Raw genomic sequence first — 24,101 nt, 5'->3', positions numbered from 1 at the left:
AATATCTCGGCTCTTGTTTGCAAAATTTAAGATTAAGTCTTAAATTTGCTAAACAGAATCGGATACCGTAAGAAACAGGACAAAATAGTATACTCTGAAATATCCGATGACAAATCATCGGATATTTTTTTGATTTTAAGAAAACAAGCAACAACAAATAAGTGAATCATAGGTTAGAAATCCGGCCGCGCGCGAGCGTATCCGGATTTTGTTTTTGCATTTCAAAAAAACATTTTATACCTTTGGGAAGTAATCGTTATACCACGTAAACACGAACCGTCATGAAATACGTCTCCCTGCCCGATAATGTAGTGCGGCCATTGCCGTTCTATCTTTCTATGGAGGAATACGTAGCACGCCGATACTCCGAAGACCTGTTTTTCATGTGGCAGGTTACCCCTACCGTCATCTTCGGGCGCAATCAGCTTGTGGACAGTGAGGTCAACACCGATTACTGTCACCGACAAGGCATAGGGTTTTATCGCCGCAAAAGCGGCGGCGGATGTGTATATGCCGACATGGATAACATAATGTTCAGCTATATTGTATCGTGCGATGACATAATTACCGTGTTTTCATCCTACACCTCACGTATAGCATCCATGCTTGGCTCTCTTGGTGTCGAGGCTTCGGCTACCGGACGCAATGACGTGCTTATCGGTGATCGTAAAGTGTCGGGAAACGCTTTTTATCACATACCGGGCCGTAGCATAGTGCACGGTACGATGCTGTATGATACCGATCTTGAAAATATGGCAATGGCTATCTCGCCTTCAGGCACAAAGTTGCAGTCGAAGGGGGTCGGTTCGGTAAAGAGTCGCATAACGACTTTGAGAGAACATCTTGACATGCCTGTCGATGAATTTAAAGAATATGTTCGCGGTTATCTTTGCGAAGGACTTATAGCTCTTGATAATTCAGATGTCGCGGCTATTGAAGAGATGTCGCGACCTTATTACACTGATGCTTGGATATATGGGCGCAATCCACGCTGTACAACTCATGTGACCCGCCGTATTGACGGAGTGGGAGAGTTCGCCACCGATATAGAACTTAAAAACGGAGTTATAAAGAGTATAAACATTTCCGGCGACTTTTTTCTGGTCGGAGATCTTGATGAAGGGTTATTGAAGTATCTTAGGGGTGTATCATATGATCGTGAGTCGCTTACTGCGGCGCTTGCCTGTGTAGAGCCGGGCTTGGTTGTGGCCGGATTGCGAAGAAAACAAATGATAGATATATTAATGTAATCTTACGATGGAAGAGAACAAAAAGACATGTCTTTATGACAACCATGTGGCTCTCGGGGCCAGAATGAGTCCTTTCGGCGGATTCATTATGCCGATTGAATATTCCGGAATAGTTGAAGAGCATAATGCCGTGAGAACTGCGTGCGGTGTGTTTGATGTTTCCCACATGGGTGAAGTGTGTGTTACAGGGCCTGATGCCGAACGTTTTGTCAACCACATATTTACCAATGATGTTTCCGGAGCTGCGGCAGGCCGATGCTTTTACGGCATGATGCTGCATCCCGATGGGGGTACAGTTGATGATCTTTTGGTATACAAACGAGGCGACAATGATTTTTTTCTCGTAATAAATGCCTCAAATATATCAAAAGACCTTGACTGGATTAATAGACACACTGCCGGCTTTGACGTGGCGGTGGAAAATATGAGTGACGCACTCGGCGAGATTGCCGTTCAAGGTCCGGCATCGGAGCAGGTTATGACAGAAGTTCTTGGCCTTGACTGTGCTTCGCTCGACTTCTATACATTTAAAACTATCTCGGTCGATGATGAGAACGTTATCGTAAGCCGCACGGGATATACGGGTGAAGACGGTTTTGAGATATATGCTTCTCATGGATTGATATGCATGATGTGGGACAAGCTGATGGATTCCGGCAAGGTGAAACCGTGTGGTCTCGGTTGTCGTGACACTTTGCGTTTTGAAGTGGGGCTGCCGTTGTATGGCGATGAATTGGCCGACGACATATCGCCGGTTGAGGCCGGACTTGGTATTTTCGTGAAGCTCGACAAACCCGAGTTTATAGGCAAAGAGGCTGTGGAGGCGCTCAAACGCGACGGTGTCACTCGCAAGTTGGTGGGAATTGAGGTGCTTGACCGTGCCATTCCGCGGCATGGTTATGAGGTGCTTGACGAAAATGACAATGTGGTAGGTGCTGTCACGACCGGCTATCATGCCGTATCGGTAGACAAGAGTCTTGCCATGGCACTTGTGAAGTCGGAGTACGCTGCATTGGGTACATCGCTAAAAGTACGCATAAGGCGCAAAACATTTCCAGCAGTGGTGGTAAAAAAGAAGTTTTATAGAAAAAATTATAAGAATTAATCAATAAAAGTATAACGTTATGGATAAGATTTATTATTCTCCGAGTCATGAGTATATAAAAGTAGAAGGCAATATAGGTCTGATAGGCATTACTGATTATGCGCAGTCACAGTTGGGCAATGTCGTGTATGTCGATTTGCCTGAAGTCGATGACGAAGTTGTGGCCGGCGAGGATTTCGGCGCAATAGAGAGTGTAAAGGCTGCCAGTGACCTGATATCGCCCGTAAGCGGTACTGTGATTGAGGTAAACGAAGAACTTGTCGATAATCCCGGTCTTGTAAACAAGAATGCCATGGACACGTGGATTATAAAGGTCGAACTCTCCGACGCTTCCGAACTTGACGGGCTTCTCGGCGAGGAGGATTATAAGGCTTTGTGCCATTGATGGCTATATAATCGTATCATAGTTATGTCGCATCGTTATTTGCCTCACACCCCTGATGATATATCGGAAATGCTAGTCGCCTGTTCTATGCACGGCCTTGATGAGTTGTATTCCGATGTTCCACATTCGTTACTGCTCGGTCGTGAATATTACCTTCCGTCGGAGAAGAGCGAGAAAGAGGTCCGGGACTTTTTTAAGAAACTTGGTGAAAAGAACCGTCCTATGACATGTTTTGCCGGAGCCGGTTGGTATGATAGATATACTCCGGCCGTTATTCCGGCGTTATTGTCACGCTCGGAGTTTCTCACAGCCTATACTCCGTATCAACCTGAAATATCGCAAGGTACGCTCCAGTATATATTTGAGTACCAAAGCATGATGGCGTTGTTGACCGGCCTTGATGTGTCTAATGCGTCTATGTATGACGGAGCTACGGCTGTTGCCGAAGCTATGATGATGACAGTGGCGGCTTCCCGCAAGCGTAACCGTGTGCTCGTTTCGGCCACCGTTTTGCCGCAGGTTCGTGAAGTCATGGCTACTTATGCACGTTATCACGGCATTATTCTTGACACGTTAGCAGAAGAAGAAGGTGTCACTTCGCGTGCCGACTTCGAAGAAAAGATGGCGTCTGGCGACGTTGCCGGCGTGGTTGTGGCTTCGCCCAACCGTTACGGTGTGTTGGAGAATTATAGTGGTTGGGCCGACACTGTACATGCTGCCAAGGCGTTGTTTGTCATGACATGTGAGGCTGCGGCTATCGGTGCGGTGAAGTCGCCCGGAGAATGGGGTGCCGATATCGCTGCCGGTGATGCGCAGTCGCTTGGCATGCCTCTGAATTTCGGTGGGCCTTATCTGGGATATATATGTTGCACACGTCAGTTGATAAGAAAATTGCCCGGTCGCATAGTCGGAGCTACCGTTGACGAAGCCGGTCGCCGCGTATTTGTTCTTACGCTTCAGGCTCGCGAACAGCATATACGCCGCGAGAAGGCTACGAGCAATATATGTTCCAATCAGGGGCTGATGGCTCTTTTCGTGTCGGTTTATATGTCGTTGCTTGGTCCGCAGGGGCTTAAGGAACTTAATTCTATAAGTTGCGCCGGAGCTCATTATCTTGCTGAACGCATCGTAAATGGAGGAAAAGCCCGTCTGTCTTATCCTGACAAACCGTTTTTGCATGAGTTTGAGTTAACGACATCTTTTGATGTCGACGCTCTTATGCAGCGGGCCATGAAACAAGGTATATTGCCCGGTGTACGTCTTGCCGACAATAGACTGCTTGTTGCCGTCACCGAGATGCAGTCGCGCGATGATCTCGACTGTTTGGCCGATATTATTGACTCTATGCCCTCAACCCTATAATTTGGAAAAGCTATGAATAAAGAATATTACGGCAAACTTATATTTGAACTTTCGCGTCACGGACGCAGCGGGTTCAAACTTCCCGCCAACGGATGCCATGACGCTCTTTCGGAGATGCCTGCCGAACTGTTGCGAGCCTCGTCGCCGGCTCTTCCGGAAGTTGACGAGCCCTCGGTTGTGCGACATTACACAAACATGAGCAATAACAATTTCGGAGTCGATACAGGCTTTTATCCTCTTGGCTCTTGTACAATGAAGTACAATCCGAAGATAAACGAGGAGATGGTGGCCGGCGCTGGTATAGCTTCTCTCCATCCTTTGCAGCCGGTGTCGGCTGTGCAGGGTGCCCTTGAGATATACTATACTCTCCAGATGGCTCTCTCAGAGATAGGCGGTATGAGCGAGTTTACTCTTAATCCATATGCGGGAGCTCATGGTGAACTTACCGGGCTTATGGTTATAAAGGCATATCATATGGAGCGTGGCGATGTGAAGCGTGATAAGGTCATAGTGCCCGATTCGGCTCACGGAACCAATCCTGCCAGTGCTGCTGTAGCCGGATACCGTATAGTCGAGGTCAAAAGCGGGGCCGACGGTACGGTCGATGTCGAGGCTCTGCGCCCATTGCTTGACGATACTGTGGCCGCAGTCATGATGACCAACCCTAATACACTCGGTATCTTTGAGAAAAACATTCCCGAGATAGCCCGATTGGTGCATGAGTCAGGAGCTTTGATGTATTACGACGGAGCCAATCTGAACCCGTTGGTTGGAGTTGCCCGTCCGGGTGATATGGGCTTTGATGTCATGCACATAAATCTACATAAGACATTTTCCACACCCCATGGCGGAGGCGGACCCGGAGCAGGTCCTGTAGGCGTGCGCAAGGGTCTTGAACACCTGTTGCCGGTGCCTCGTGTGATAAAGAATGCCGATGGATTGTATGACATAGAACATTCGGCTCCCGGCTCGCTCGGTCAGGTGACCGGTACTCTCGGCAACTTTGCCGTGCTGGTGCGTGCTTTGAGTTATATATTATCACTTGGTAAGGAGGGGCTTGCCATGGTAGGGCCTCTCGCTGCGCTTAACGCCAACTATATCAAGGAGCGTCTGCGCGATCTTTATCTGCTTCCGGTCGATACGGTGTGCAAGCATGAGTTTGTGTTTGACGGTCTTGTCGACAAGTCTACCGGGGTTACTACTCTTAATATAGCCAAGAGGTTGCTTGATCATGGATTTCATGCTCCGACGATATATTTCCCCCTGTTGTTTCATGAGTCGCTTATGATTGAGCCGACTGAAACAGAGAGTAAGGAGACCATAGATCGTTTTATCGATGTCATGAGGGATATAGCACGTGAGTCTGCGGAGACTCCCGATGTCGTGAAAACAGCCCCTCATAATACTCCGATATCGCATCCCGACGATACGCGTGCGGCTCTTAATCCGATAGTCAGCTACAAGGAGTTATGCGAAAATCAGATATAATCATCATTGGCAGCGGTCCTGCCGGAATGGAAGTGGCCGTCCGTGCTGTCGCCTCAGGTCGCGATACGGTTATAATCGAGCGTGACCTGCTCGGCGGCACCTGTCTTAACCGTGGATGTATTCCTACAAAGGCGTTGTGCCGGTCAGCCGAAGTTGTACGTACTGTCCGCGAAGCTTCTCGTTACGGGGTCGATGTAGAAGGATGCACACCGTCCTTGTTGAGGGCATTGGAGCGTAAGGACGCTATAGTGGCTGAATTGCGCGGCAATGTTGAGATGATGCTTTCAAAGGCGGAGATAGTGCGCGGCGAGGCCCGTTTTGTCGCGGGCGATACTGTCGTTGTGGATGATATGGAGTATCAGGCTCCCATGATTGTGATTGCCACCGGTTCAAGAGCTTCGGTTCTGCCGATAGAGGGGACGGAACATGCTCTTACAAGTGACGGACTTCTTTCCTTGAAGTCGGTGCCTGAAAGCATATGTGTTATCGGTGGAGGTGTCATAGGAGTGGAGTTTGCCTGTATATTGGCCGAGTTCGGAGTAAAAGTGACTGTAGTGGAGTACTGTCGAGAGATTCTGCCGGGGTTTGACCGTGACATAGCGAAGCGGCTGCACAATTTGTTGTCGCGTCGCGGTATTGATATAATTACCTCTGCAGCGGTAACTGGTATTTCTGTTGACGGGTGTAAGTGTGTCGAGTACACTGCTAAAGGACGTGCGGCCGTCATTAAGGCTGAAGAGGTTCTTATGGCAGCCGGTCGCTCGCCCGTTATACCCGACGGTGCTGCCGAGATAGGCATAGAGGTCATGCGCGGCATAACTGTCAATGACGGTTTTGCCACATCCGTTCCCGGTGTCTATGCCGTGGGCGATGTTAACGGACGACTTATGTTGGCCCACGCTGCATCGGCGCAGGCTGCTTGTCTTATGGGTGGTGATATGAATCTGTCTGTCATTCCCGCCGCTGTATTCTCTTCTCCCGAATGTGCTATGGTCGGTGTTACCGAGGAGGAATGCAAGGAACAGAATATCGCGTTCAAAACAGCTAAAGCTATGTTCCGCTCCAATGGTAAGGCTATGGCCATGGGGGAGGCTGACGGTCTGCTGAAAATTATAATAGATCCGGCATCAAGGCTTATACTCGGATGTCATATCTGCGGTCCTCATGCCTCTGACCTTGTGCAGGAAATAGCGGTAGCTATGAGCGGCGGTCTTACGATAGATACCGTGGCCGATACCGTGCACGCTCACCCCACTCTTGGTGAGGTTGTATGGGATGCTGCCCACTCGCTCCGTTGACGAATCTGAAGCTATAGTTATAGCGGATAGCGGTCGTAGTCAAAAAGGTCGGTCGACATATACCGTTCGCCGGTGTCGGGTAACAATGCCACTATTGTTTTGCCTGAATTCTCCTCTTTGCGTGCCAACTCTATAGCTGCACACAATGCGGCGCCTGACGATATACCTGCGAGTAGTCCCTCTTTCTCGGCAAGCATGCGCGATGCTCTCATGGCGTCATCGTCACTTACCGGCATGATTTTGTCTACCACCGTGCTGTCGTAATTGGCCGGAATGAATCCTGCTCCTATACCTTGTATCTTGTGTGGACCGGCGTTGCCGCCTTCGAGCACGGGAGAGCCTTTGGGCTCGACTCCTACTGCGGTTATGGTGCTGTTATGAACTTTTAGCCCACGTGCGGTGCCCGACAGAGTGCCGCCTGTGCCTACGGTGGCAACAAATATGTCGATACTGCCGTTTGTATCGCGCCATATTTCCTGTGCGGTTGTCGCTTCATGGGCGGCGGGATTGGCAGGGTTCTCAAATTGTCCGAGTATCACGGATCCGGGGTTGGCTTTCTGCAGCTCTTCGGCACGCGCGATAGCTCCTTTCATACCTGCACTGCCCGGAGTAAGTTCTATCGTGGCTCCGCACGCTTTAAGCAGCATGCGGCGTTCGACACTCATGGTCTCCGGCATTGTCAGAATTACTCTGTATCCTTTAAGCGAGGCTACCCATGCAAGCCCTATGCCTGTATTGCCGCTTGTCGGCTCTATTATCAGTGCTCCTTTTTCAAGAATACCTTTTTTCTCCGCGTCCTCTATCATTGACAGGGCTGCACGGTCCTTTACGCTTCCGCCGGGGTTGAATGCTTCGATTTTGACAAGCAACCGGGCCTTAAGACCTTCCGATTGCTCGATATTATGCACTTCAAGCAATGGCGTATTGCCTATCAGTTCTGTCATGCTGTTGAATATGCGTGTCATATGTTATTATTATGATTGTATTTATAGATGTATATACATGGTTATTCATGAGGCCTTACAGGAGGAGGGCCCATAGGTATCGGCGGTGCCATTGTCGGGTTTCTTTGTCCTCCGAAGTGTTTGTCGCGGTTTGCACGTATTACCTCATACAATATTCCTCCTAAATCTACACCTATGGCGTCGCGTTTGTTCAGCCGGTAATAGGGTTGCATTATCGGTACGGTTTCCCACTGGCCGGTGGCGGAGTTGTATACTCGTTGTGCACCTACGTTGACTCCCCAGCGTTCGTGCAGGTTTATGCCGAGATAGCCTCCATAGCTTGTCGCCCTCATATAGGGAAGTGTCTGCGGGTTGATGTATATGCTGTTGAAAGAGTGGGAGCCGAATATGGTAAGCGAGAATGTGTCGTTTATGTGCCATACTATATTGCCGCTGACTCCGTATGTTGTGGTAAGCCCTCTGTAATAGCCGTATTTGTCGGCATTGAAGCTGCCGGTGAAAGTAATGTCGCCTATCTGTTGGGTGATATTCAGGGCTCCGCTCTCTATGCCCATAAGTCCGGGCATGGACGCAGCACTTCCCGATGCGTAAAAAGCTCCGCTTTCCCATATGGATATAGGTGCTATGCCCCCTATGGCATAGTCTGATGGACGAAACGTCATTGTATTGCTCTCATGCCATGACACAAGGGGCATGGCCGTATAATCAAATAAAGGCCGCTGCACATCTACATAATGTCGGGGAAAATTGCGCTGAAATTGTTGCAGCGTGCCAGATGATACCCTTTCTTGGTCCTCAAGAGTATCCGGCAGCCCTTTGTTTTCTGATGTATTCTGTGCATGTACCGCACAATGGCATAATAGAAATATGATTGCTAATGGCCTCATAATGCTAAGGATGTTATGTACATCTGCAAACTTACGTAAAAATGCTGGAATAACCTCGGAAAATGGGAGAAATGACGCTAAATGACTTTGTACCAATGTCGTTACGGTGTCAGATGAGGACAAACCGAAAAAGCGGAAAATGCAAGGAAAAGCAGAATATAGCAGGAGAACGGTTTGCAAATCATTACCCAAGAAGATGTAAGATTTAACACATGTAGGACGCTATTGCACCGTTTGTCACCGTTTTGCGTAGCAAGGTTTAACTCGTTGATATTTAACTTTGCAAACAAAAAAACGAGTATGGCAAGAAGTACATTCAAAGTGCTGTTCTATGTGAACGGCAGCAAGGAGAAAAACGGTATTGTCCCCATCATGGGACGAGTGACAATCAACGGTTCTGTGGCACAGTTCAGTTGTAAGCAGACCATTCCGAAAACGCTTTGGGATGCGAAAGGCAACCGAGCCAAAGGTAAGAGCATTGAAGCGAGGGACATCAACCACGCTTTAGACAACATTAAGGCGCAAATCATCAAGCACTACCAGCGCATTTCAGACAGAGAGGCGTATGTTACGGCAGAAATGGTGCGCAATGCCTATCAAGGAATCGGCAGCGAATATGAGACATTGCTTGGAGCATTCGACAAAGACAATGCCACATTTCAAAAGCGTGTGGGTACTGACCGTGTAAAAGGGACTTACATGGCAAGGGTTCGTGCAAGAAACCATGTGGCGGCATTCATCAAGGCGAACTACAAGCGAAGTGACCTGTCTATGCTTGAACTTACTCCCGACTTCATCAAGGAGTTTGCCGTTTTCCTTTCCACCGACAGAGGACTGCAGAACGGCAGCATCTGGACTAACTGCATGTGGCTGAAAGGTGTGGTCATGCGTGCACACTTCAACGGGCTGATACCGAGAAATCCGTTTGCCCAATTCCACATAAGCCCCAATATAAAGGAGCGTGAGTATCTGACGGAAGAAGAACTGAAAACATTGATGACACACGAATTTGCGGATGCCAAACTTTCCTACATCCGTGACATCTTTGTTTTTGCCAGCTTCACCGCACTTTCATTTGTGGATGTTAAGGAACTTACCACTGATGATATAGTGGAGGTGAACGGTGAGAAGTGGATATTATCCAAACGGCACAAGACTAAAGTCCCGTTCCAAGTGAAACTGCTTGACATCCCTTTGCAGATTATCAAGCGTTACGAGGAGTTTCAAACGGACAAGTCCGTTTTCCCGAATCTGAACTATTGGTCTATATGCAAGCCATTGAAGAAGATGATAAAAGAGTGCGGAATCACAAAGGACATCTCATTCCATTGTGCGAGGCATGGGTTCGCAACCCTTGCTCTAAGCAAAGGTATGCCGATTGAAAGTGTCAGCCGTGTGTTGGGGCATACGAATATCGTTACGACCCAACTCTATGCGAAGATAACCACGCAGAAAATAGACCACGACCTTACGATGTTCGGTGACAAACTGAACCAATCTTTTGGAAACACAACAATGGCATAGGACTATGGAAAGAAACATTATAAGCATAAGCGAGTTCGGCAATGTGACTTTGCCGAATGACACAACCGATGTATGGATGAACGAATCCGAGCTGTTGGATTTGTTCGGTGTCACCGCCCCGACCATTCGGGCAGGGATAAAGACTCTTTGTAAGAGTGGTGTATTGAGGGAGTACGAGATAAAACGTATTATACGCCTATCCGACAAGTGTAGCATGGAGTTTTACAACCTTGAAACGATAATCGCCCTCGCTTTCCACTTCGGTACATTCGGAGCGAAGCAGGTACGCAATGTCATTCTGAAAAGGTTGTACTTGCGAAAAGAGAAACACGCCATCTTCTTTTCGCTGAACAATGCCGATATAGCCAAGTCCAAATACCTCTCGTAGATTTGGATGAGGGACTGACGTAATGCAGTCAGTAAATCTGCAAGTCAGTACAACAACACGACAGATACTCTGATTTTTCTCCCGAAAAGCGTAACGCAACCATTCGCTTTTCGGGAGTTTTTTCGTCTTTTCAATCCGATTCCATTGCCCAGCCATTGAAAGTTTTTGTCCCGAGGGGCTTTTTTCTATATTCTGCTATATTTTGCGTAACAACTTATCCATTAAATGCTTATACTTTTGTAGCTGGTATTTTTCAAACTTAAGACCATTTGATTATGTCAGCTAACAAACAACAAGACAGCCACAAGCCGCCATCAGATGGCAGCGTGGCAAAAGAAGAGTTCATCCGAGTGGGAACAACGCTCTACAAGATTGTGGAGCAGCCAAGACTGAACGGAGGGTATGTAAAGAAACGTATCGCATGGAACAACGAGACCCTGCGCCAAGACTATGGCAAGGACTACATCGGCAGCGTTCCCAAGTATGACGGTTTCTGTACCGTCCCCGAACACATCGGCTACCGTCCCGTGGTCGGTAAGTTCCTTAATCTCTATGAGCCGATAGACCACCAACCAAAGGAGGGCGATTTCTCGCACATCCAATCATTGGTACGGCACATCTTCGGAGAACAGTACGAGTTGGGAATGGACTATCTGCAACTGCTCTACCTGCAACCCGTACAGAAACTGCCTATTCTGCTGCTGGTGTCGGAGGAACGTAACACAGGCAAGAGCACGTTCCTCAACTTTCTGAAAGCCTTCTTTCAGAACAATGTCACGTTCAACACCAACGAGGATTTCCGCAGTCAGTTCAATTCCGATTGGGCAGGAAAACTCCTTATCGTGGTGGATGAGGTGCTGCTCAATCGCAGGGAGGACAGCGAGAGGTTGAAGAACCTCAGTACAACCCTATCCTATAAAGTGGAAGCCAAAGGCAAAGACCGTGACGAGATTGCGTTCTTTGCCAAGTTCGTGCTATGCTCCAACAACGAGTATCTGCCTGTAATCATAGATGCAGGGGAAACACGCTATTGGGTGCGCAAAATAGACCGCTTGCAGTCCGATGACACCGACTTTCTGCAAAAGCTGAAAGCGGAGATACCCGCCTTTCTCCATTTCCTGCAACACAGACAGCTATCCACCGAAAAGGAAAGCCGTATGTGGTTTGCACCATCCTTGCTGCGTACCGAAGCCTTGCAAAAGATTATCCGCAGTAACCGCAACCGATTGGAGATAGAAATGCAAGAACTTATCCTTGACATCATGGATAGTGTCGGTACGGACACTTTTTCGTTCTGCTACAACGACCTCCTTCTTTTGCTGGTACACTCACAGGGAAAGGTGGAGAAACACCAAGTCCGAAAGGTATTGCAGGAGTGCTGGAAACTAACTCCTGCACCGAATACACTTACTTACACCACCTATCAAGTGGACTATACCCGAGAGTGCCGCTATTCTCCCATACGGAGAATAGGACGGTTCTATACCGTAACAAGAGAACAGTTGACAGCACTCTGATTATTTTGATGAAATGATGAATAAGTATATAACTGTACTGATATGCAAATGATTACTTTCTCATCAAAAACAACTTACTGATGAAAAGAGAAAACAGGTCAGACAGATAATGCTCAATAAGGCAAATGATGATTTTCTCTTTTGGTAAGTGCTTTGATGAAACAATGATGAGAGCGTATAAGGCTGCTATCCAATAGTTTGGCATACACATTCATCAATTCATCGGTTTTACATTCATCATCAAACCATAAGAAAATATGAACATACAGGAAGTAAAGAACATACGCATTGCAGACTATCTGCAAAGTTTGGGCTATACGCCCGTGAAACAGCAAGGCAACAGCCTTTGGTACAAATCGCCGTTGAGAGAGGAAAAGGATGCCTCTTTCAAGGTAAACACCGAACTTAACAAGTGGTACGATTTCGGACTTGGCAAAGGCGGCAACATCATCGCTTTGGCAGAGGAACTATACGCAACCGACTATGTACCCTACTTGCTCAATAAAATATTCGAACGAGTACCGCATATCCGTCCCGTATCTTTCTCTTTTCGTCAGCAAGCATCCGAACCGAGTTTCCAACAGTTGGAGGTGGGAGAACTTACCCATCCCGCATTGCTCAGATACTTGCAGGAACGAGGTATAAACTCCGACTTGGCAAGGCAGGAATGTAAGGAACTGCACTTCATCCATAATGACAAGCCTTATTTCGCCATCGGTTTCCCAAATGTGACAGGAGAGTATGAAGTGCGCAACCGTTTCTTCAAGGGCTGCATCGCACCCAAAGACATCAGCCATATACGCCAGCAGGGAGAACCGAGAGAGAAATGTCTCGTGTTCGAGGGTATGATGGACTACCTGTCATTCCTCACCTTGCGGATGAAGAATTGCCCAGCCATGCCCAACCTTGACAGGCAGGATTATGTCATCCTCAATTCGGTTGCCAATGTTTCCAAAGCCATAGACGTGCTGCACGGCTACGAGCGCATCCACTGCCTGCTTGACAATGACGAGGCAGGAAGAAATGCCTACTTGGAATTGGCAAGAGAGTTCAGCGGTCGTATCCGGGACTTCTCCGACAACTACAACGGGCATAAAGACCTGAACGATTACCTGTGCGGGAAGCCCATGTCCCAATCGGCAGAGCCGATAAAGGAGAAGAAGCAAGTCCAATCCACAAGACGGATGATACAGCCACCGAAAAAGAAAGGGCTGAAGATGTAAGGGGATGCTTGCAGCGGCACGGGTATTTACCGATGGAAAATACCGTAGCTTATTAGGGAATTTTTCGAGCCGCATTGCAAGCAACGCTGAAAATTCCCCAATAAGCCAAAGAGGTTGCACCTCTCTGGACTCTCCAAAGCCAACGGCAACAGTCGTACATAAGCAATAATCAAACAATGTTTCACAAGTAAAAGAATAAAGGATTTATATATGGGATTCGTAGTATTGCACATGGAAAAGGCGCACGGTTCCGACAGCGGAACGACAGCCCACATCGAGCGTTTCATCATACCGAAGAACGCAGACCCCACACGCACACACCTTAACCGAAAACTCATTACATACCCCGATGGAATAAAAGACCGCACGGCTGCCATTCAGAAAAGATTGGAGGAAGCTGGACTAACACGCAAAATCGGGAATAACCAAGTTAGGGCTATCCGTATCAACGTGTCGGGAACGCACGAGGACATGAAGCGTATCGAAAGAGAGGGCAGACTTGATGAATGGTGTGCCGACAATATGAAATACTTTGCCGACCTGTTCGGCAAGGAGAATATCGTGGCAGCACATCTGCACAGGGACGAGGAAACGCCACACATACACATCACTCTTGTCCCGATTGTCAAGGGAGAGCGCAAGCGCAAGAAACGTGAGGAACAGGTAAAGAAGCGGTATCGAAAGAAACCAGCCCATGCCGTCCGCCTGTGTGCCGATGACATCATGACACGGCTGAATTTGAAATCCTACCAGGACAGTTATGCCGTTGCCATGTCAAAGTACGGTCTGCAACGTGGCATAGACGGTTCTCTGGCTCGCCACAAGTCCACGCAGCAGTATTATCGGGACATACAGGAACTTGCCGACAGCTTGAAATCGGAAGTGGTGGATTTGCAGGAGCAGAAAACCGAAGCGGAACAGGAACTCAGACGAGCCAAGAAAGAAGTACAGACCGAGAAACTGAAAGGCGCAGCCACCACCGCAGTCACTAACATAGCCGTGAGTGTCGGTTCTCTTTTCGGAAGCAACAAGGTCAAAACATTGGAACGCAGGAATGAGGATTTGCAAGACCGCATTCTTGAACTTGAAGAAGAAGCTCGACACAGGGAACAGCAACAGACAAAGCACATACAGGAGATAACGAATGCTTACGAACAACGACACCGCAAGTTGTCCGAGTTCGTGGATTTGGTCAAATGCTACTTTCCGTATGTGGAGAAGCTGATGCCAACCATCAAGTTCCTGCGTGATACGCTGAACTTTGGCGATGCCCTCATTAGAAAGTTATGCACGTTCAAGGATGTTTCCATCAAAGGCGAGCTCTATTCTCGCGAGTTCAACCAACATTTTAGGGTAGATAAAACGATATGTTCACTTAAAGAGGACAAGGAGGGAAAATATAACCTCCACATAGACGGTATTCCTCATGTCAGTTGGTTCAGACGGAAGAAAGAGGAGTTTATGGAGAAACTGAGACCACAAGTAAGAAGCCAAAACAGAGGTATTAAGCTGTAAATCATAATAAAGTCCGTGATAATTAATGCCATATCACGGATTTTTTATACTTTTGTATTCGGATTTAGGTAACATTACTCAATAAATTTAATCGTAAACATGAATATTTCAGTTATACATAAAACAATAATCGCAATCGTGTTAGTGCTGTCGGTTATAGTTCATCCATTAACAGCACAAACAACGATAAAAGGGAAAAGAATCTATTACATCGATAATTATACAGAATATTTAGCAAAACAATATTTTGACAATAACCTATCTGACTTAGATCCTATAGAGGGAATTTGGATAAATGATGGTATTACCTATTCTATTGAGAAAGATTATAATGGTCATAGTCGAAATCCTAATAGATATAGAGGTGTCGTCATAGATGTAGTTGGTAACAATGCTTGGGAGAGAGGGGATATCCAATTTTTTTTAGAAAAAGGTGCCTCGCAGGGTTTATTTAATGGTACTTATTATGCATTTATTGCTGAATGGAGTCGTGGACAAAGAGATTATAATATCAAGCCTATTAAAACGATAGGTATTCTTAGGTCATTTGCATCTTTAGTACATCAATGTCCAGAATTTGACGATTATGGAAGTGTTACAGGAACACGCAATGATAATTTTACAAAAATCTATCCGGTAGAAACTATAGCTAATTCACAAAACTCTATAGCGGAGAAATCAACAGAATGGTCAGGTACAGGGTTTGCTCTCAAAAGTGGTTACATCGTAACAAATTTCCACGTAATAGATGGTGCAAAATCAATCATAATAAAAGGTGTATCTGGAGATTTTAATAAATCCTACAAAGCATCTCTTATTGGGACTGATAAGAATAATGATTTGGCGTTATTAAAGATTGATGACTCTGCATTTTGTGGTTTCGGGAACATCCCTTATGCAGTATCGTCTACAATGTCTGAGGTTGGTGAAGATATTTTTGTTTTAGGCTATCCATTAACATCTACTATGGGAGATGAAATAAAACTGACTACAGGAATTATTAGTTCTAAGACAGGTTTTCAAGGAGATGTCGCTCTATACCAAATTTCAGCACCTATACAGCCCGGAAATAGTGGTGGACCCTTGTTTGACAGAAAGGGAAATCTTATCGGCATTGTCAACGCTAAACATAAGGATGCAGAAAATGTCGGATATGCAATTAAAACATCTTATTTGAAAAATCTTATTGAAAGTTCAACATCAACTTCTATCTTACCTAATAATAACCAAGTAGTTGGACAACCATTAACCGAGAAGGTTAAAAAGTTGAAGAATTATGTTTTTATGATTACATGTTCAAAATGATAATAACAGCAAATTCTTAAGTATATATAGAATCATCAGACCACAAATAGTTATGCCCACATGACACTATTCAATAATCATACTTCTGATAATATTTTTCAGGACTTTGAACAAAAGTTCAAGCCTATATTATATCAGAAGTATCCCCATTTAAGTACATTGCACATAGATTGTTACACAGTGGTTCAATATAACCAACAAAAAAACATTCCACTAATCGATGGCTTATGCAACGATACGTTTGCATATTCTATTGATGTAACAAACGATGGAGAACAAAATAAGGTGTTTGCAGCTATCGTTATTTCTCCAGAATTGTGTGAGTCGTTTAATTTTACAGAGATGGAAAAAATGGCTGCAATAGGTCATGAAGTAGGGCATATAATCCATCATTTTAATGAGACTTTAAGCAATGCTGGTAATATGATGGTTGAAATAAAGGCCGATGAAGTTGTTGCAAAATTAGGAATGGCTGAACCTTTAAAGTCTGTTCTTCATAAATTAAGATCATCAAATCGATATTCAAAAGAGCAATGTCAATTAATGGATTTAAGAATACAGATGTTGAGTTGTTCTGAAGACTACTGATATTACTCTAAAATCCAAATGATAAATTCAGAGTTTCAAGAAATAGTATTACCTTTGTGGCGAAAACGAGTTGTTTGAAACGCAAATCAAGGCTGAACGCAGCAAATGGCACAGTTGCCAAGTCATTACCTTAAAATTGGGTAATTTTCCCAAAGTCCTTTGTATAAGGCACTAAGAAAAGTATTCCAAAGTTACAACAAATCTTTGGAAAAGGCTAATGTTTAATTATGCGGATAGCTGTGAAGTAGGATGCTTTTTGGAAATCGGAGACCTGTAGGTAGCAGGATTTGTTAGAAGTAAAAACAGTGTCCTCTCCCTGATAATATTCGTTGTCGATAATGAACTGGACATTATTGAGTTGTGGAGTCTCGACGATGAATAATTTATCGTCGGGCTCATAACGGATATGGAAGTCGGAATAGGCTGAGGCAAATTCCTCTACTGAAGACATAGCTCCGACTCCTTTATCAGTCAGAAATAAATCGGAGTATACGAAGATTTCGCCTATCTTGTCGTTAGTGCAATTAGCTATCGTATCATATTGCGGTGTGACTTTCACGTAGCCCTCATTACCGATTTCATAAATATATACAGGGGTTTCATATATTTTCCCGTTCGGCAACATCTTTTTCTCCAGAGACTCAATCTTGGCGAATCCTTCCGCTTTTTCTGGAATTTCGTCGCCAATCCGAAATGGACCCGCACAACTGTTGTCCACCGGATAAGCCTCAATGGTGGCTGATGCGTTTTGTATGGCAATAATGTCTTCGCTTTCACTTCCGGTAGAAATATGCACACGGTCATCTTGTACGATGGCAGCGGTAGAGGCGATTTTCTTATCGTTGCCGCAAGCAGTGCAAAGAGCCGATATGACTATGGCGAATAAAAATGGATGTGTAGGCTTATTCATTTGGCTATTTTTGTTGCACGCAGAATCTCGCGTTTTCCTCCCGGAGGGCCCGGAAGCCTCTCGACATAAAGTCCTAATGCTGACAACATACGCCTGATTGAGCCTTTTGCACAGTATGTAGTCAGTACTCCGCCGGAGGCCATGGCTTCAACCGTTCGTCGCAGAGTTTCCATTCTCCATAGGTCGGGTTGTTTTTCCGGGGCGAAAGCGTCATAATATACGATATCTATGTCACACGGCAAGTCGGCTGTCAGAAAATCGGCCTGTCGCTTTTCAAGAATGAATGTATCTGTTATGTTTACCGGTGTGTCCCATGCCGCATGGTTTACTGCCTCTATTAGAGGTCGGTCATATCCGAGACGTTGCGATATGTCAGGGCTCAACGGGTACAGTTCAAATGAAATGTAGTGAATCGGTATGTCGCTGTATTCAGCAGATACGGCGGCATTTAATCCTGTGCCGAAACCAACTTCAAGCAGACGCAACGGCCGGTCGAAGCCTTGCTGCGCCCTGTGTCGCAGGGCGCAATCGCGGTATATGTGGCAACTCTCTGTTATGGCGCCTTTTATAGAGTGGTAATGCTCGTCAAGTTGTGGCAGATATATGGTATGGGAGCCGTCGGCAGTTGTCTGTATTACATATTGCGGTTTCATATTCGGATATTGCCGGTAAACAATTTTATTCCCTCGGTTGTATTACAAATTAAATTGAAGTTTCAACCTTATATGAGGATAATGAAAAGAAAATATGTTGTGTGGCTTCTTATGGCTGTGATGGCCATAAGTGCTTCCGGGCTGTCTTCTTGTGGCACTCTCCACAGTTATTGGGGCGTAGAGAACGATTATGTCTATGATTTTGATGACTACGGTCATAAACATAAGCATAAAAAGCATAAGAAACACAAAAAGCACCATAAGCATCATCACCATCATTAATGATGGCTGAAGTAGAAATCGAGTACGTCGCGGGCGGCGGTAAATGAACTTTGCTGGTTGTTTAATACCCGTACTTCTTTCTCGCGCAGCATCTGTTCCACTTCCGGGTCATTATAGAAGTGTCGGCGCAGTTTCTCGTTAATGGTCTCAAACATCCAGTAACGGGCCTGCTCACGGCGTTTTTGCTCAAAATATCCGTTTTCTTTAACGAAATTGAAGTAACGGTCAATCATTTCCCATACTTCTTCGATGCCGAGGTCATAATATCCGGAATAGCAGAGCACTTCAGGCATCCACCCCGATAATGTGGGCGGAAACAGATGCAAAGCGCTGCGAAATTGGGCTTGGGCAAGACGTGCTCGATCTATATTATCGCCGTCGGCCTTGTTTATGACAATACCGTCGGCCATTTCCATGATGCCGCGTTTTATGCCTTGCAGCTCATCGCCTGTTCCGGCAAGTTGTATTAGCAGGAAGAAATCGACCATGGAGTGCACCGCGGTCTCGCTTTGGCCTACTCCGACGGTCTCCACAAATATGTTGTTGTAGCCTGCGGCTTCACACAATACTATCGTTTCACGTGTTTTACGTGCTACTCCTCCGAGACTTCCTGCCGACGGGCTGGGACGTACAAAAGCCGAGGGATGTACTGCAAGACGCTCCATGCGGGTCTTGTCGCCGAGGATGGAGCCTTTTGTGCGTTCGCTTGACGGGTCTATGGCAAGTACCGCAAGTTTACCCCCGTCTTTGAGCACGTGCAGACCGAATGCATCTATTGACGTGGATTTTCCCGCACCCGGTACGCCGGTTATACCTATGCGTCTTGAATTGCCTGAGTATGGCAGACACTTCTCTATCACTTCTTGCGCTATTGTCTGATGTGCCGGCGACAGGCTTTCGACAAGAGTGACGGCGCGGCTTAATGTGGTTACGTCGCCTTTAAGTATTCCTTCTACCAATTCACCCGATGTGGGTAGCGGACGTCGGCTTCTCGGTTTTAGGTACGGATTGACCGACGGAGGTTGTGCCACTCCGCCGTTTACGGTCAATCCTATATATTGTTTGTCATTTTCTATATGTTTGTGTTGGTCCATGATGAATGATAACGGTTTGATTATTTATATTCTCCCGTGACTCTTACTATCGATGTAGGCCGGTCGGGATCGTTGGTGATTATCGTTATTCGTGAATTAAGTATATCGTTGTCGGATGACGGTGACGGTACTACTTTTATAGTCATCCGCCCCTGTGCGCCTCCTTTTATTTTGTCTTTATTTATTCTTACCGATACGGATGGGTCGGGAGTCGATACTTTTCTTATGATCAGCTGGTCCTTGCCGAAGTTGTCGATCAGGATTTCACGTTCGTAGGTATCGTCGCGATTTATATCTCCCAAATCTACAGAAGTCTCCGACAGCGCTATACGCGGAGCTTTCTCGAGTTGTTCTTTGGAAAGCTTGCTGAAATCCTCTTTTATAATAGCCATTATGTCGACTGTTTTTCCTTCGGTAATATCTGTATCGGGGAAAAATGTAGCTTCATGACTTACAAGACCCCAATCATTGTCGCGAGATGTGTCGTAGAAAAATGTAAATGTAGTCTGCTCTCCCGGCGGTACGGCTCGTGGAGCTATGTCTACTTTTATGAATTCGGGAAGGCCGCTGACCGACGGATGTATCGTGTCGGGACTCTGATTGTATCCTTCAAGGAAGCCAGTCTTGACGCGTCCTTTCGAAATTTCTCCCATAGGCAGTGATGAATTACGTAATTTAAGAGGTCCAACTTCTATCGGGAACCGGGCTCTAAGTGTGTTGGAAGCCCCTATTACCACTCCTTTTATTGTAAGAATACTCTGGGACGGCTCGCAATTTGTCTCTACTTTTACTTTCTTGTTGAATTTTCCCGGCCGGCCGGCAGGATTGTATGTGACTTTTATGGTTGCGGTGTCGCCGGGGGCTATACCGTCTGACGTAAATGCCGGCACGGTGCAGCCACATGATGCGCGGGCAGCGAGTATGACCAATGGCGCGTCGCCGTCGTTGACTACTCTGAATAGTGCATCCACATTACCCATGTCTTCATCAAACGCTCCGAAGTCATGGGTGGTTTCAAGCCATCTTGCAGCCGGTGCGGCATTTGCCGCGATGGTACAGGCTGCCACAAATGATATTGCTGATAAAAGTATTTTGAGTTTCATTCAGGTTGATTTTATTTGGGTACGACAACACCTTTTATGCGCAATACTTTGCGGTCGCCTTTGATGTTGGACTTAATCTTTACAGTTTTTTCAAATTCACCGGGACGTCCGGTTGGATCATAGATTACTTTCAGCTTGGCTGTTCCTCCGGGTTTTATAGGCTCGCGCGGTATTTTGGGTGTAGTGCATCCACATGATGCTGAAGCTGAAACTATGATAAGGGGGGCCGTACCTGTATTTTTTATGACAAAGTCATACGCGACTTCTCCGTCAGCTTCTTTTATAGTGCCGAAGTCGTGGGTTGTGGCGTTGAATGATATTTTCGGCTCTCCTGCCGCCATTACGATAAACGCCATGGTAAGTGCAATAAGTGAAAACAAATATTTTTTCATATCAATTGTATAGTTGAGGTAAGTGACAATATAACACGTAAAGATACTAAGTATGCAGTGTCACGTCCTTAAATATAGGTTAAATTAAGTTAATATGCGGATGGCAGGGAGTTGTCTACTCCGAGACCGAAAAGAGCATAGTCATACCATACCGGATCTTCCGGTCGCATATCACGCAGAGTTTCGGTCAGCGATATCACCGATTTCCTATCATTGGCTTTACGGTGCAGCAGTCCGAGTTCTCTTGCGGTATTGCCCACATGTACATCAAGCGGTATATACAGTTGTGAGGGTTTTATGACATTCCATACCCCGAGGTCGACTATGCCGTCATCTCTTACAAGCCATCGTAATGCCATGTTTATGCGTTTGAGAGCCGTGTTGCCAAGATTGCCGGGCAAACAGCGTGGGTCATGAACGCCGTGATTGGCTTCGGCGAGTTCACCGTTAAGAGCCTCTACCAGTTTCCATGCGGGTGTTTCGTGTGAGGCTATGCCGACGGCTCGAGCAAAGTCTGCCAGCGAATTATGACGTTTGTATATGGAATGGAGCCCCCGAAGGAAATGACGGAAATCTTTGGCAAAGAAAGTACGGTGGATATTCATGTCAGGCAGATATTCGTAGCCTTCATCCATTACATATCGGTAGGGCTCGTGGTCCATAAGGGAGAGCATCTTTTCGCAATTATTGCATATCATCTTGCGGTTGCCCCATGCTATTGTGGAACTGAGCAGCGATACAATCTCAATGTCCTGCAGGCGCTCGAAGCGACGGGGAAACTGTACCGGATCCCGACCTATAAAATCGGGATTATTTATACGGGCCGCTTCTCTGTCAAGCAGTTCTTTAAGGTCGGAATGTGTCATTTTTAGATGATGTTATTTTATAAGTGCAAGATCGGTACCTGATGGTGCCTGATATATTTTTAGTCCGAATTCTTTAATTATGGCTATCGTATGGTCAAATATGTCGGCTTGCATATATTCATATGGTTTCCATGCCGTGAAGGAAGAGAAGAAATACAGTTCAATCGGCAGCCCCTGCGGTGTGGGTTGAAGCTGGCGTATCATAAGAAACATCTTTTTATCGTCGTTGACTACTATGCGCGGGTGGTTTACAAGATAGTTTTCAAGATAGTGGCGGAATACACGAAGATTCACCTCCGTATCTCCTGAGCGCTCCATGCCGTCAAGCCAGCCGTTATCTTCATAACGGCGCATTTCGTCGGGTGTACAGAAGCGTATTGTGTTCATGTCGATATTTATGGATCTCATCACTCGTCGAGCCCCGCTTTCCTGCATGCTGTTCCAGTTCTGAAACGATTCGCTGATAAGCGCATAGGGCGGTACGGTTACGATTGTGTTGTCATAATTCTGTACTTTCACGGTTGTAAGCGCTACGTGTTTTACTATGCCGTTTATGTTGCGTGTGGGTATGGTTATCCAGTCGCCTGTCTTGAGCATCTTGTTGACCGACAGCTGCACCCCTGCGACGAGCCCGAGTATTGTGTCTTTGAATACCAGCATGAGTACTGCCGCCGAAGCGCCGAGGCCGGTGAGTATCACCGCGGGATTCTTGTCAAGCAACGCACTTATGCCTATTATTACGCCCACACATATGGCAATCAGTTTGAGCATTTGCGTCAATCCGTTTAGTGGATGGTGCTTTAGCCCGGTTTCTTCGGTTGATGCTATATGCAGTCCGTCAAGAACGGCCAAGCATAACTTTACACATACTATTATGAGCCATACGAGTATGGTTTTGCGAGCGTAAAACAGTGCTTCGGGGTGGCCTTGAAATACAAGAGGAGTGAAAAAATACAGTATTATGGGGAATATAAGATGTTTCAGCGAGTTAAGGACATCGATATTCAGCAGATAATCATCCCATTTCGTGTCGGTTTTTGCGGTGGCTTTAAGTATTAGCTTTACAATGATTTTAGTGTAGAGCATGTATATTACCGACGCTACGACAAGTACCGCGGCAAGCATTATAAACTGCCCGAGCAGATTCAGATTGTCAATCTCGACACCTATGTCTTGGAGTATTTCTTCCATATGGCCTTTATGAAACGGGGACGGGCTCGACATGCGGACCCGTCCCCTTGTTATCGGGTATGCCGGAAAGAATAGATTTATTCTTCCTCTTCCTTCATGTTGTGGAATACATTCTGTACATCTTCATCCTCCTCAAACTTTTCGAGGAGTTTCTCAAGCTGTACACGCTGTTCGGCGGTTACCTCTTTAAGGTCGTTAGGTATGCGTTCAAATTCTGCACTTACGATTTCGAAGCCGTTTTCTTCAAGGTATTTCTGAATATTGGCAAACTCTTCAAACGCGCCGTAGAGCATGATTTCGTCTTCGTCGGCTTCAACTTCGTCAACGCCGTAGTCAATAAGCTCAAGCTCAAGGTCTTCGGTAGAAAGTCCCTCTTTGGGCTTTATTTTGAACACGCTTTTGTGTTCGAAGAGGAATGACAGCGAGCCTTGTGTGCCGAGTGTGCCGCCGTGCTTGTTGAAATAAGAACGTACATTGGCTACAGTACGGGTATTATTGTCGGTGGCAGCTTCTACAACAATGGCTATGCCGAAAGGTCCATATCCTTCATATACGATTTCCTTGTAGTCGCCGGCTTCTTTGTCGGTGGCTTTCTTGATGGCTCGTTCTACGGTGTCCTTAGGCATGTTGGCCGCCTTGGCGTTCTGCATAAGCACACGCAGACGGGGGTTTGTATCGGGGTCGGGACCGCCGGCTTTGGCTGCAATGGTAATTTCCTTACCTATACGGGTAAATGTGCGAGACATATTGCCCCAGCGTTTCATTTTTCTTGCTTTACGGTATTCAAAAGCTCTTCCCATAATATTGAAT

24 protein-coding genes are annotated in these 24,101 nt (G+C 46.2%); 14 read left to right on the top strand and 10 right to left on the bottom strand.

All coding sequences use genetic code 11. The features are described from left to right. Nucleotides 1–281 precede the first annotated feature (281 nt). Genes FW767_RS01565 through lpdA form a run of 6 tightly spaced genes read left to right on the top strand, consistent with a single transcriptional unit; the run spans nucleotide 282 to nucleotide 6,888 of the window. Entirely contained in the window at nucleotides 282–1,250 is a 969-nt protein-coding gene (locus FW767_RS01565) for a lipoate--protein ligase (RefSeq protein ID WP_121697829.1), read from the top strand. A 7-nt stretch (nucleotides 1,251–1,257) separates the two neighbouring features. Next, the gene (gene gcvT, locus FW767_RS01560) at nucleotides 1,258–2,355 is read left to right on the top strand and encodes a glycine cleavage system aminomethyltransferase GcvT (protein WP_121697828.1); all 1,098 of its coding nucleotides are present in this window, start codon (nucleotides 1,258–1,260) and stop codon (nucleotides 2,353–2,355) included. A gap of 19 nt (nucleotides 2,356–2,374) precedes the next feature. Further along, a complete protein-coding gene (gcvH, locus tag FW767_RS01555) occupies nucleotides 2,375–2,740 on the top strand; it encodes a glycine cleavage system protein GcvH (RefSeq protein WP_121697827.1) in 366 nt (121 codons plus the stop codon). A 24-nt stretch (nucleotides 2,741–2,764) separates the two neighbouring features. Further along, nucleotides 2,765–4,102: an aminomethyl-transferring glycine dehydrogenase subunit GcvPA gene (gcvPA, locus tag FW767_RS01550; protein ID WP_150980272.1), complete on the top strand. Its 1,338-nt coding sequence runs from the start codon at nucleotides 2,765–2,767 to the stop codon at nucleotides 4,100–4,102. A 12-nt stretch (nucleotides 4,103–4,114) separates the two neighbouring features. Further along, nucleotides 4,115–5,590: an aminomethyl-transferring glycine dehydrogenase subunit GcvPB gene (gcvPB, locus tag FW767_RS01545; protein WP_121697825.1), complete on the top strand. Its 1,476-nt coding sequence runs from the start codon at nucleotides 4,115–4,117 to the stop codon at nucleotides 5,588–5,590. Continuing rightward, on the top strand, nucleotides 5,572–6,888 hold the full coding sequence (gene lpdA, locus FW767_RS01540) for a dihydrolipoyl dehydrogenase (protein ID WP_121697824.1): 1,317 nt from the start codon (nucleotides 5,572–5,574) through the stop codon (nucleotides 6,886–6,888). Before gcvPB ends, lpdA begins: the two co-directional genes overlap by 19 nt. Before the next feature lie 17 nt (nucleotides 6,889–6,905). Here lpdA and cysK read toward each other — a convergent pair whose 3' ends face one another. Together cysK and FW767_RS01530 are read right to left on the bottom strand one after the other, a co-directional pair. Then, nucleotides 6,906–7,853: a cysteine synthase A gene (gene cysK / locus FW767_RS01535; RefSeq protein WP_121697823.1), complete on the bottom strand. Its 948-nt coding sequence runs from the start codon at nucleotides 7,851–7,853 to the stop codon at nucleotides 6,906–6,908. Between the two features lie 41 nt (nucleotides 7,854–7,894). Next, the gene (locus FW767_RS01530) at nucleotides 7,895–8,740 is read right to left on the bottom strand and encodes a hypothetical protein (protein ID WP_121697822.1); all 846 of its coding nucleotides are present in this window, start codon (nucleotides 8,738–8,740) and stop codon (nucleotides 7,895–7,897) included. A 300-nt stretch (nucleotides 8,741–9,040) separates the two neighbouring features. Between FW767_RS01530 and FW767_RS01525 the strand changes: the two genes are divergently transcribed. From FW767_RS01525 to FW767_RS01495, 7 genes are all read left to right on the top strand, one after another. Beyond that, the gene (locus FW767_RS01525) at nucleotides 9,041–10,264 is read left to right on the top strand and encodes a site-specific integrase (protein ID WP_121697821.1); all 1,224 of its coding nucleotides are present in this window, start codon (nucleotides 9,041–9,043) and stop codon (nucleotides 10,262–10,264) included. Nucleotides 10,265–10,268: 4 nt separating this feature from the next. Beyond that, entirely contained in the window at nucleotides 10,269–10,652 is a 384-nt protein-coding gene (locus FW767_RS01520) for a hypothetical protein (protein ID WP_121697820.1), read from the top strand. 275 nt (nucleotides 10,653–10,927) lie between these two features. Then, entirely contained in the window at nucleotides 10,928–12,169 is a 1,242-nt protein-coding gene (locus FW767_RS01515; RefSeq protein WP_121697819.1) for a primase-helicase family protein, read from the top strand. A gap of 257 nt (nucleotides 12,170–12,426) precedes the next feature. Then, a complete protein-coding gene (locus tag FW767_RS01510) occupies nucleotides 12,427–13,392 on the top strand; it encodes a toprim domain-containing protein (protein WP_150980269.1) in 966 nt (321 codons plus the stop codon). A gap of 210 nt (nucleotides 13,393–13,602) precedes the next feature. After that, nucleotides 13,603–14,907: a MobV family relaxase gene (gene mobV, locus FW767_RS01505; RefSeq protein WP_121697817.1), complete on the top strand. Its 1,305-nt coding sequence runs from the start codon at nucleotides 13,603–13,605 to the stop codon at nucleotides 14,905–14,907. A gap of 99 nt (nucleotides 14,908–15,006) precedes the next feature. Further along, a complete protein-coding gene (locus tag FW767_RS01500) occupies nucleotides 15,007–16,212 on the top strand; it encodes a S1C family serine protease (RefSeq protein ID WP_052486530.1) in 1,206 nt (401 codons plus the stop codon). A gap of 60 nt (nucleotides 16,213–16,272) precedes the next feature. Further along, nucleotides 16,273–16,800, top strand: a complete 528-nt coding sequence (locus tag FW767_RS01495; RefSeq protein ID WP_121697816.1) for a hypothetical protein — start codon at nucleotides 16,273–16,275, stop codon at nucleotides 16,798–16,800. Nucleotides 16,801–17,014: 214 nt separating this feature from the next. Here FW767_RS01495 and FW767_RS01490 read toward each other — a convergent pair whose 3' ends face one another. Then, nucleotides 17,015–17,710, bottom strand: a complete 696-nt coding sequence (locus FW767_RS01490; RefSeq protein ID WP_121697815.1) for a hypothetical protein — start codon at nucleotides 17,708–17,710, stop codon at nucleotides 17,015–17,017. Continuing rightward, the gene (mnmD, locus tag FW767_RS01485) at nucleotides 17,707–18,363 is read right to left on the bottom strand and encodes a tRNA (5-methylaminomethyl-2-thiouridine)(34)-methyltransferase MnmD (protein WP_121697814.1); all 657 of its coding nucleotides are present in this window, start codon (nucleotides 18,361–18,363) and stop codon (nucleotides 17,707–17,709) included. Before mnmD ends, FW767_RS01490 begins: the two co-directional genes overlap by 4 nt. Nucleotides 18,364–18,444: 81 nt before the next feature. Here mnmD and FW767_RS01480 point away from each other — a divergent pair, with 81 nt between their 5' ends. Continuing rightward, entirely contained in the window at nucleotides 18,445–18,645 is a 201-nt protein-coding gene (locus tag FW767_RS01480; RefSeq protein WP_147438668.1) for a hypothetical protein, read from the top strand. Here the strand turns inward: FW767_RS01480 and meaB are convergent. The 6 genes from meaB to FW767_RS01450 all read right to left on the bottom strand — a co-directional run bounded on the left by meaB (nucleotide 18,642) and on the right by FW767_RS01450 (nucleotide 24,091). After that, on the bottom strand, nucleotides 18,642–19,739 hold the full coding sequence (meaB, locus tag FW767_RS01475; protein WP_121697812.1) for a methylmalonyl Co-A mutase-associated GTPase MeaB: 1,098 nt from the start codon (nucleotides 19,737–19,739) through the stop codon (nucleotides 18,642–18,644). The genes FW767_RS01480 and meaB overlap by 4 nt on opposite strands. A gap of 20 nt (nucleotides 19,740–19,759) precedes the next feature. Then, nucleotides 19,760–20,842 carry a DUF1573 domain-containing protein gene (locus tag FW767_RS01470; RefSeq protein ID WP_121697811.1) on the bottom strand — a complete coding sequence of 361 codons (1,083 nt, stop codon included), beginning with the start codon at nucleotides 20,840–20,842 and terminating at the stop codon, nucleotides 19,760–19,762. Nucleotides 20,843–20,853: 11 nt separating this feature from the next. Next, complete coding sequence (locus FW767_RS01465) at nucleotides 20,854–21,234, bottom strand: DUF1573 domain-containing protein (RefSeq protein WP_121697810.1); 381 nt, start codon at nucleotides 21,232–21,234, stop codon at nucleotides 20,854–20,856. A gap of 89 nt (nucleotides 21,235–21,323) precedes the next feature. Continuing rightward, the gene (locus FW767_RS01460) at nucleotides 21,324–22,100 is read right to left on the bottom strand and encodes a TIGR02757 family protein (RefSeq protein ID WP_121697809.1); all 777 of its coding nucleotides are present in this window, start codon (nucleotides 22,098–22,100) and stop codon (nucleotides 21,324–21,326) included. A 12-nt stretch (nucleotides 22,101–22,112) separates the two neighbouring features. Next, entirely contained in the window at nucleotides 22,113–23,291 is a 1,179-nt protein-coding gene (locus FW767_RS01455; protein WP_121697808.1) for a mechanosensitive ion channel family protein, read from the bottom strand. Nucleotides 23,292–23,368: 77 nt separating this feature from the next. Next, a complete protein-coding gene (locus FW767_RS01450; RefSeq protein WP_121697807.1) occupies nucleotides 23,369–24,091 on the bottom strand; it encodes a YebC/PmpR family DNA-binding transcriptional regulator in 723 nt (240 codons plus the stop codon). Nucleotides 24,092–24,101: the final 10 nt, after the last annotated feature.

The sequence above is a fragment of the Heminiphilus faecis genome, from assembly GCF_008728965.1.
GTDB lineage: Bacteria > Bacteroidota > Bacteroidia > Bacteroidales > Muribaculaceae > Muribaculum > Muribaculum faecis.
This window is presented reverse-complemented; position numbering and strand designations above follow the sequence as displayed.

Coding starts and splice junctions, on each gene's coding strand:
- FW767_RS01460 (WP_121697809.1), bottom strand. CDS start 22,100: ATGACACATTCCGACCTTAAAGAACTGCTTGACAGAGAAGCGGCCCGT.
- FW767_RS01455 (WP_121697808.1), bottom strand. CDS start 23,291: ATGGAAGAAATACTCCAAGACATAGGTGTCGAGATTGACAATCTGAAT.
- gcvH (WP_121697827.1), top strand. CDS start 2,375: ATGGATAAGATTTATTATTCTCCGAGTCATGAGTATATAAAAGTAGAA.
- gcvPA (WP_150980272.1), top strand. CDS start 2,765: ATGTCGCATCGTTATTTGCCTCACACCCCTGATGATATATCGGAAATG.
- FW767_RS01450 (WP_121697807.1), bottom strand. CDS start 24,091: ATGGGAAGAGCTTTTGAATACCGTAAAGCAAGAAAAATGAAACGCTGG.
- lpdA (WP_121697824.1), top strand. CDS start 5,572: ATGCGAAAATCAGATATAATCATCATTGGCAGCGGTCCTGCCGGAATG.
- FW767_RS01500 (WP_052486530.1), top strand. CDS start 15,007: ATGAATATTTCAGTTATACATAAAACAATAATCGCAATCGTGTTAGTG.
- FW767_RS01495 (WP_121697816.1), top strand. CDS start 16,273: ATGACACTATTCAATAATCATACTTCTGATAATATTTTTCAGGACTTT.
- FW767_RS01565 (WP_121697829.1), top strand. CDS start 282: ATGAAATACGTCTCCCTGCCCGATAATGTAGTGCGGCCATTGCCGTTC.
- FW767_RS01515 (WP_121697819.1), top strand. CDS start 10,928: ATGTCAGCTAACAAACAACAAGACAGCCACAAGCCGCCATCAGATGGC.
- gcvPB (WP_121697825.1), top strand. CDS start 4,115: ATGAATAAAGAATATTACGGCAAACTTATATTTGAACTTTCGCGTCAC.
- mnmD (WP_121697814.1), bottom strand. CDS start 18,363: ATGAAACCGCAATATGTAATACAGACAACTGCCGACGGCTCCCATACC.
- FW767_RS01510 (WP_150980269.1), top strand. CDS start 12,427: ATGAACATACAGGAAGTAAAGAACATACGCATTGCAGACTATCTGCAA.
- meaB (WP_121697812.1), bottom strand. CDS start 19,739: ATGGACCAACACAAACATATAGAAAATGACAAACAATATATAGGATTG.
- FW767_RS01470 (WP_121697811.1), bottom strand. CDS start 20,842: ATGAAACTCAAAATACTTTTATCAGCAATATCATTTGTGGCAGCCTGT.
- mobV (WP_121697817.1), top strand. CDS start 13,603: ATGGGATTCGTAGTATTGCACATGGAAAAGGCGCACGGTTCCGACAGC.
- FW767_RS01520 (WP_121697820.1), top strand. CDS start 10,269: ATGGAAAGAAACATTATAAGCATAAGCGAGTTCGGCAATGTGACTTTG.
- FW767_RS01525 (WP_121697821.1), top strand. CDS start 9,041: ATGGCAAGAAGTACATTCAAAGTGCTGTTCTATGTGAACGGCAGCAAG.
- gcvT (WP_121697828.1), top strand. CDS start 1,258: ATGGAAGAGAACAAAAAGACATGTCTTTATGACAACCATGTGGCTCTC.
- FW767_RS01490 (WP_121697815.1), bottom strand. CDS start 17,710: ATGAATAAGCCTACACATCCATTTTTATTCGCCATAGTCATATCGGCT.
- cysK (WP_121697823.1), bottom strand. CDS start 7,853: ATGACACGCATATTCAACAGCATGACAGAACTGATAGGCAATACGCCA.
- FW767_RS01465 (WP_121697810.1), bottom strand. CDS start 21,234: ATGAAAAAATATTTGTTTTCACTTATTGCACTTACCATGGCGTTTATC.
- FW767_RS01480 (WP_147438668.1), top strand. CDS start 18,445: ATGAAAAGAAAATATGTTGTGTGGCTTCTTATGGCTGTGATGGCCATA.
- FW767_RS01530 (WP_121697822.1), bottom strand. CDS start 8,740: ATGAGGCCATTAGCAATCATATTTCTATTATGCCATTGTGCGGTACAT.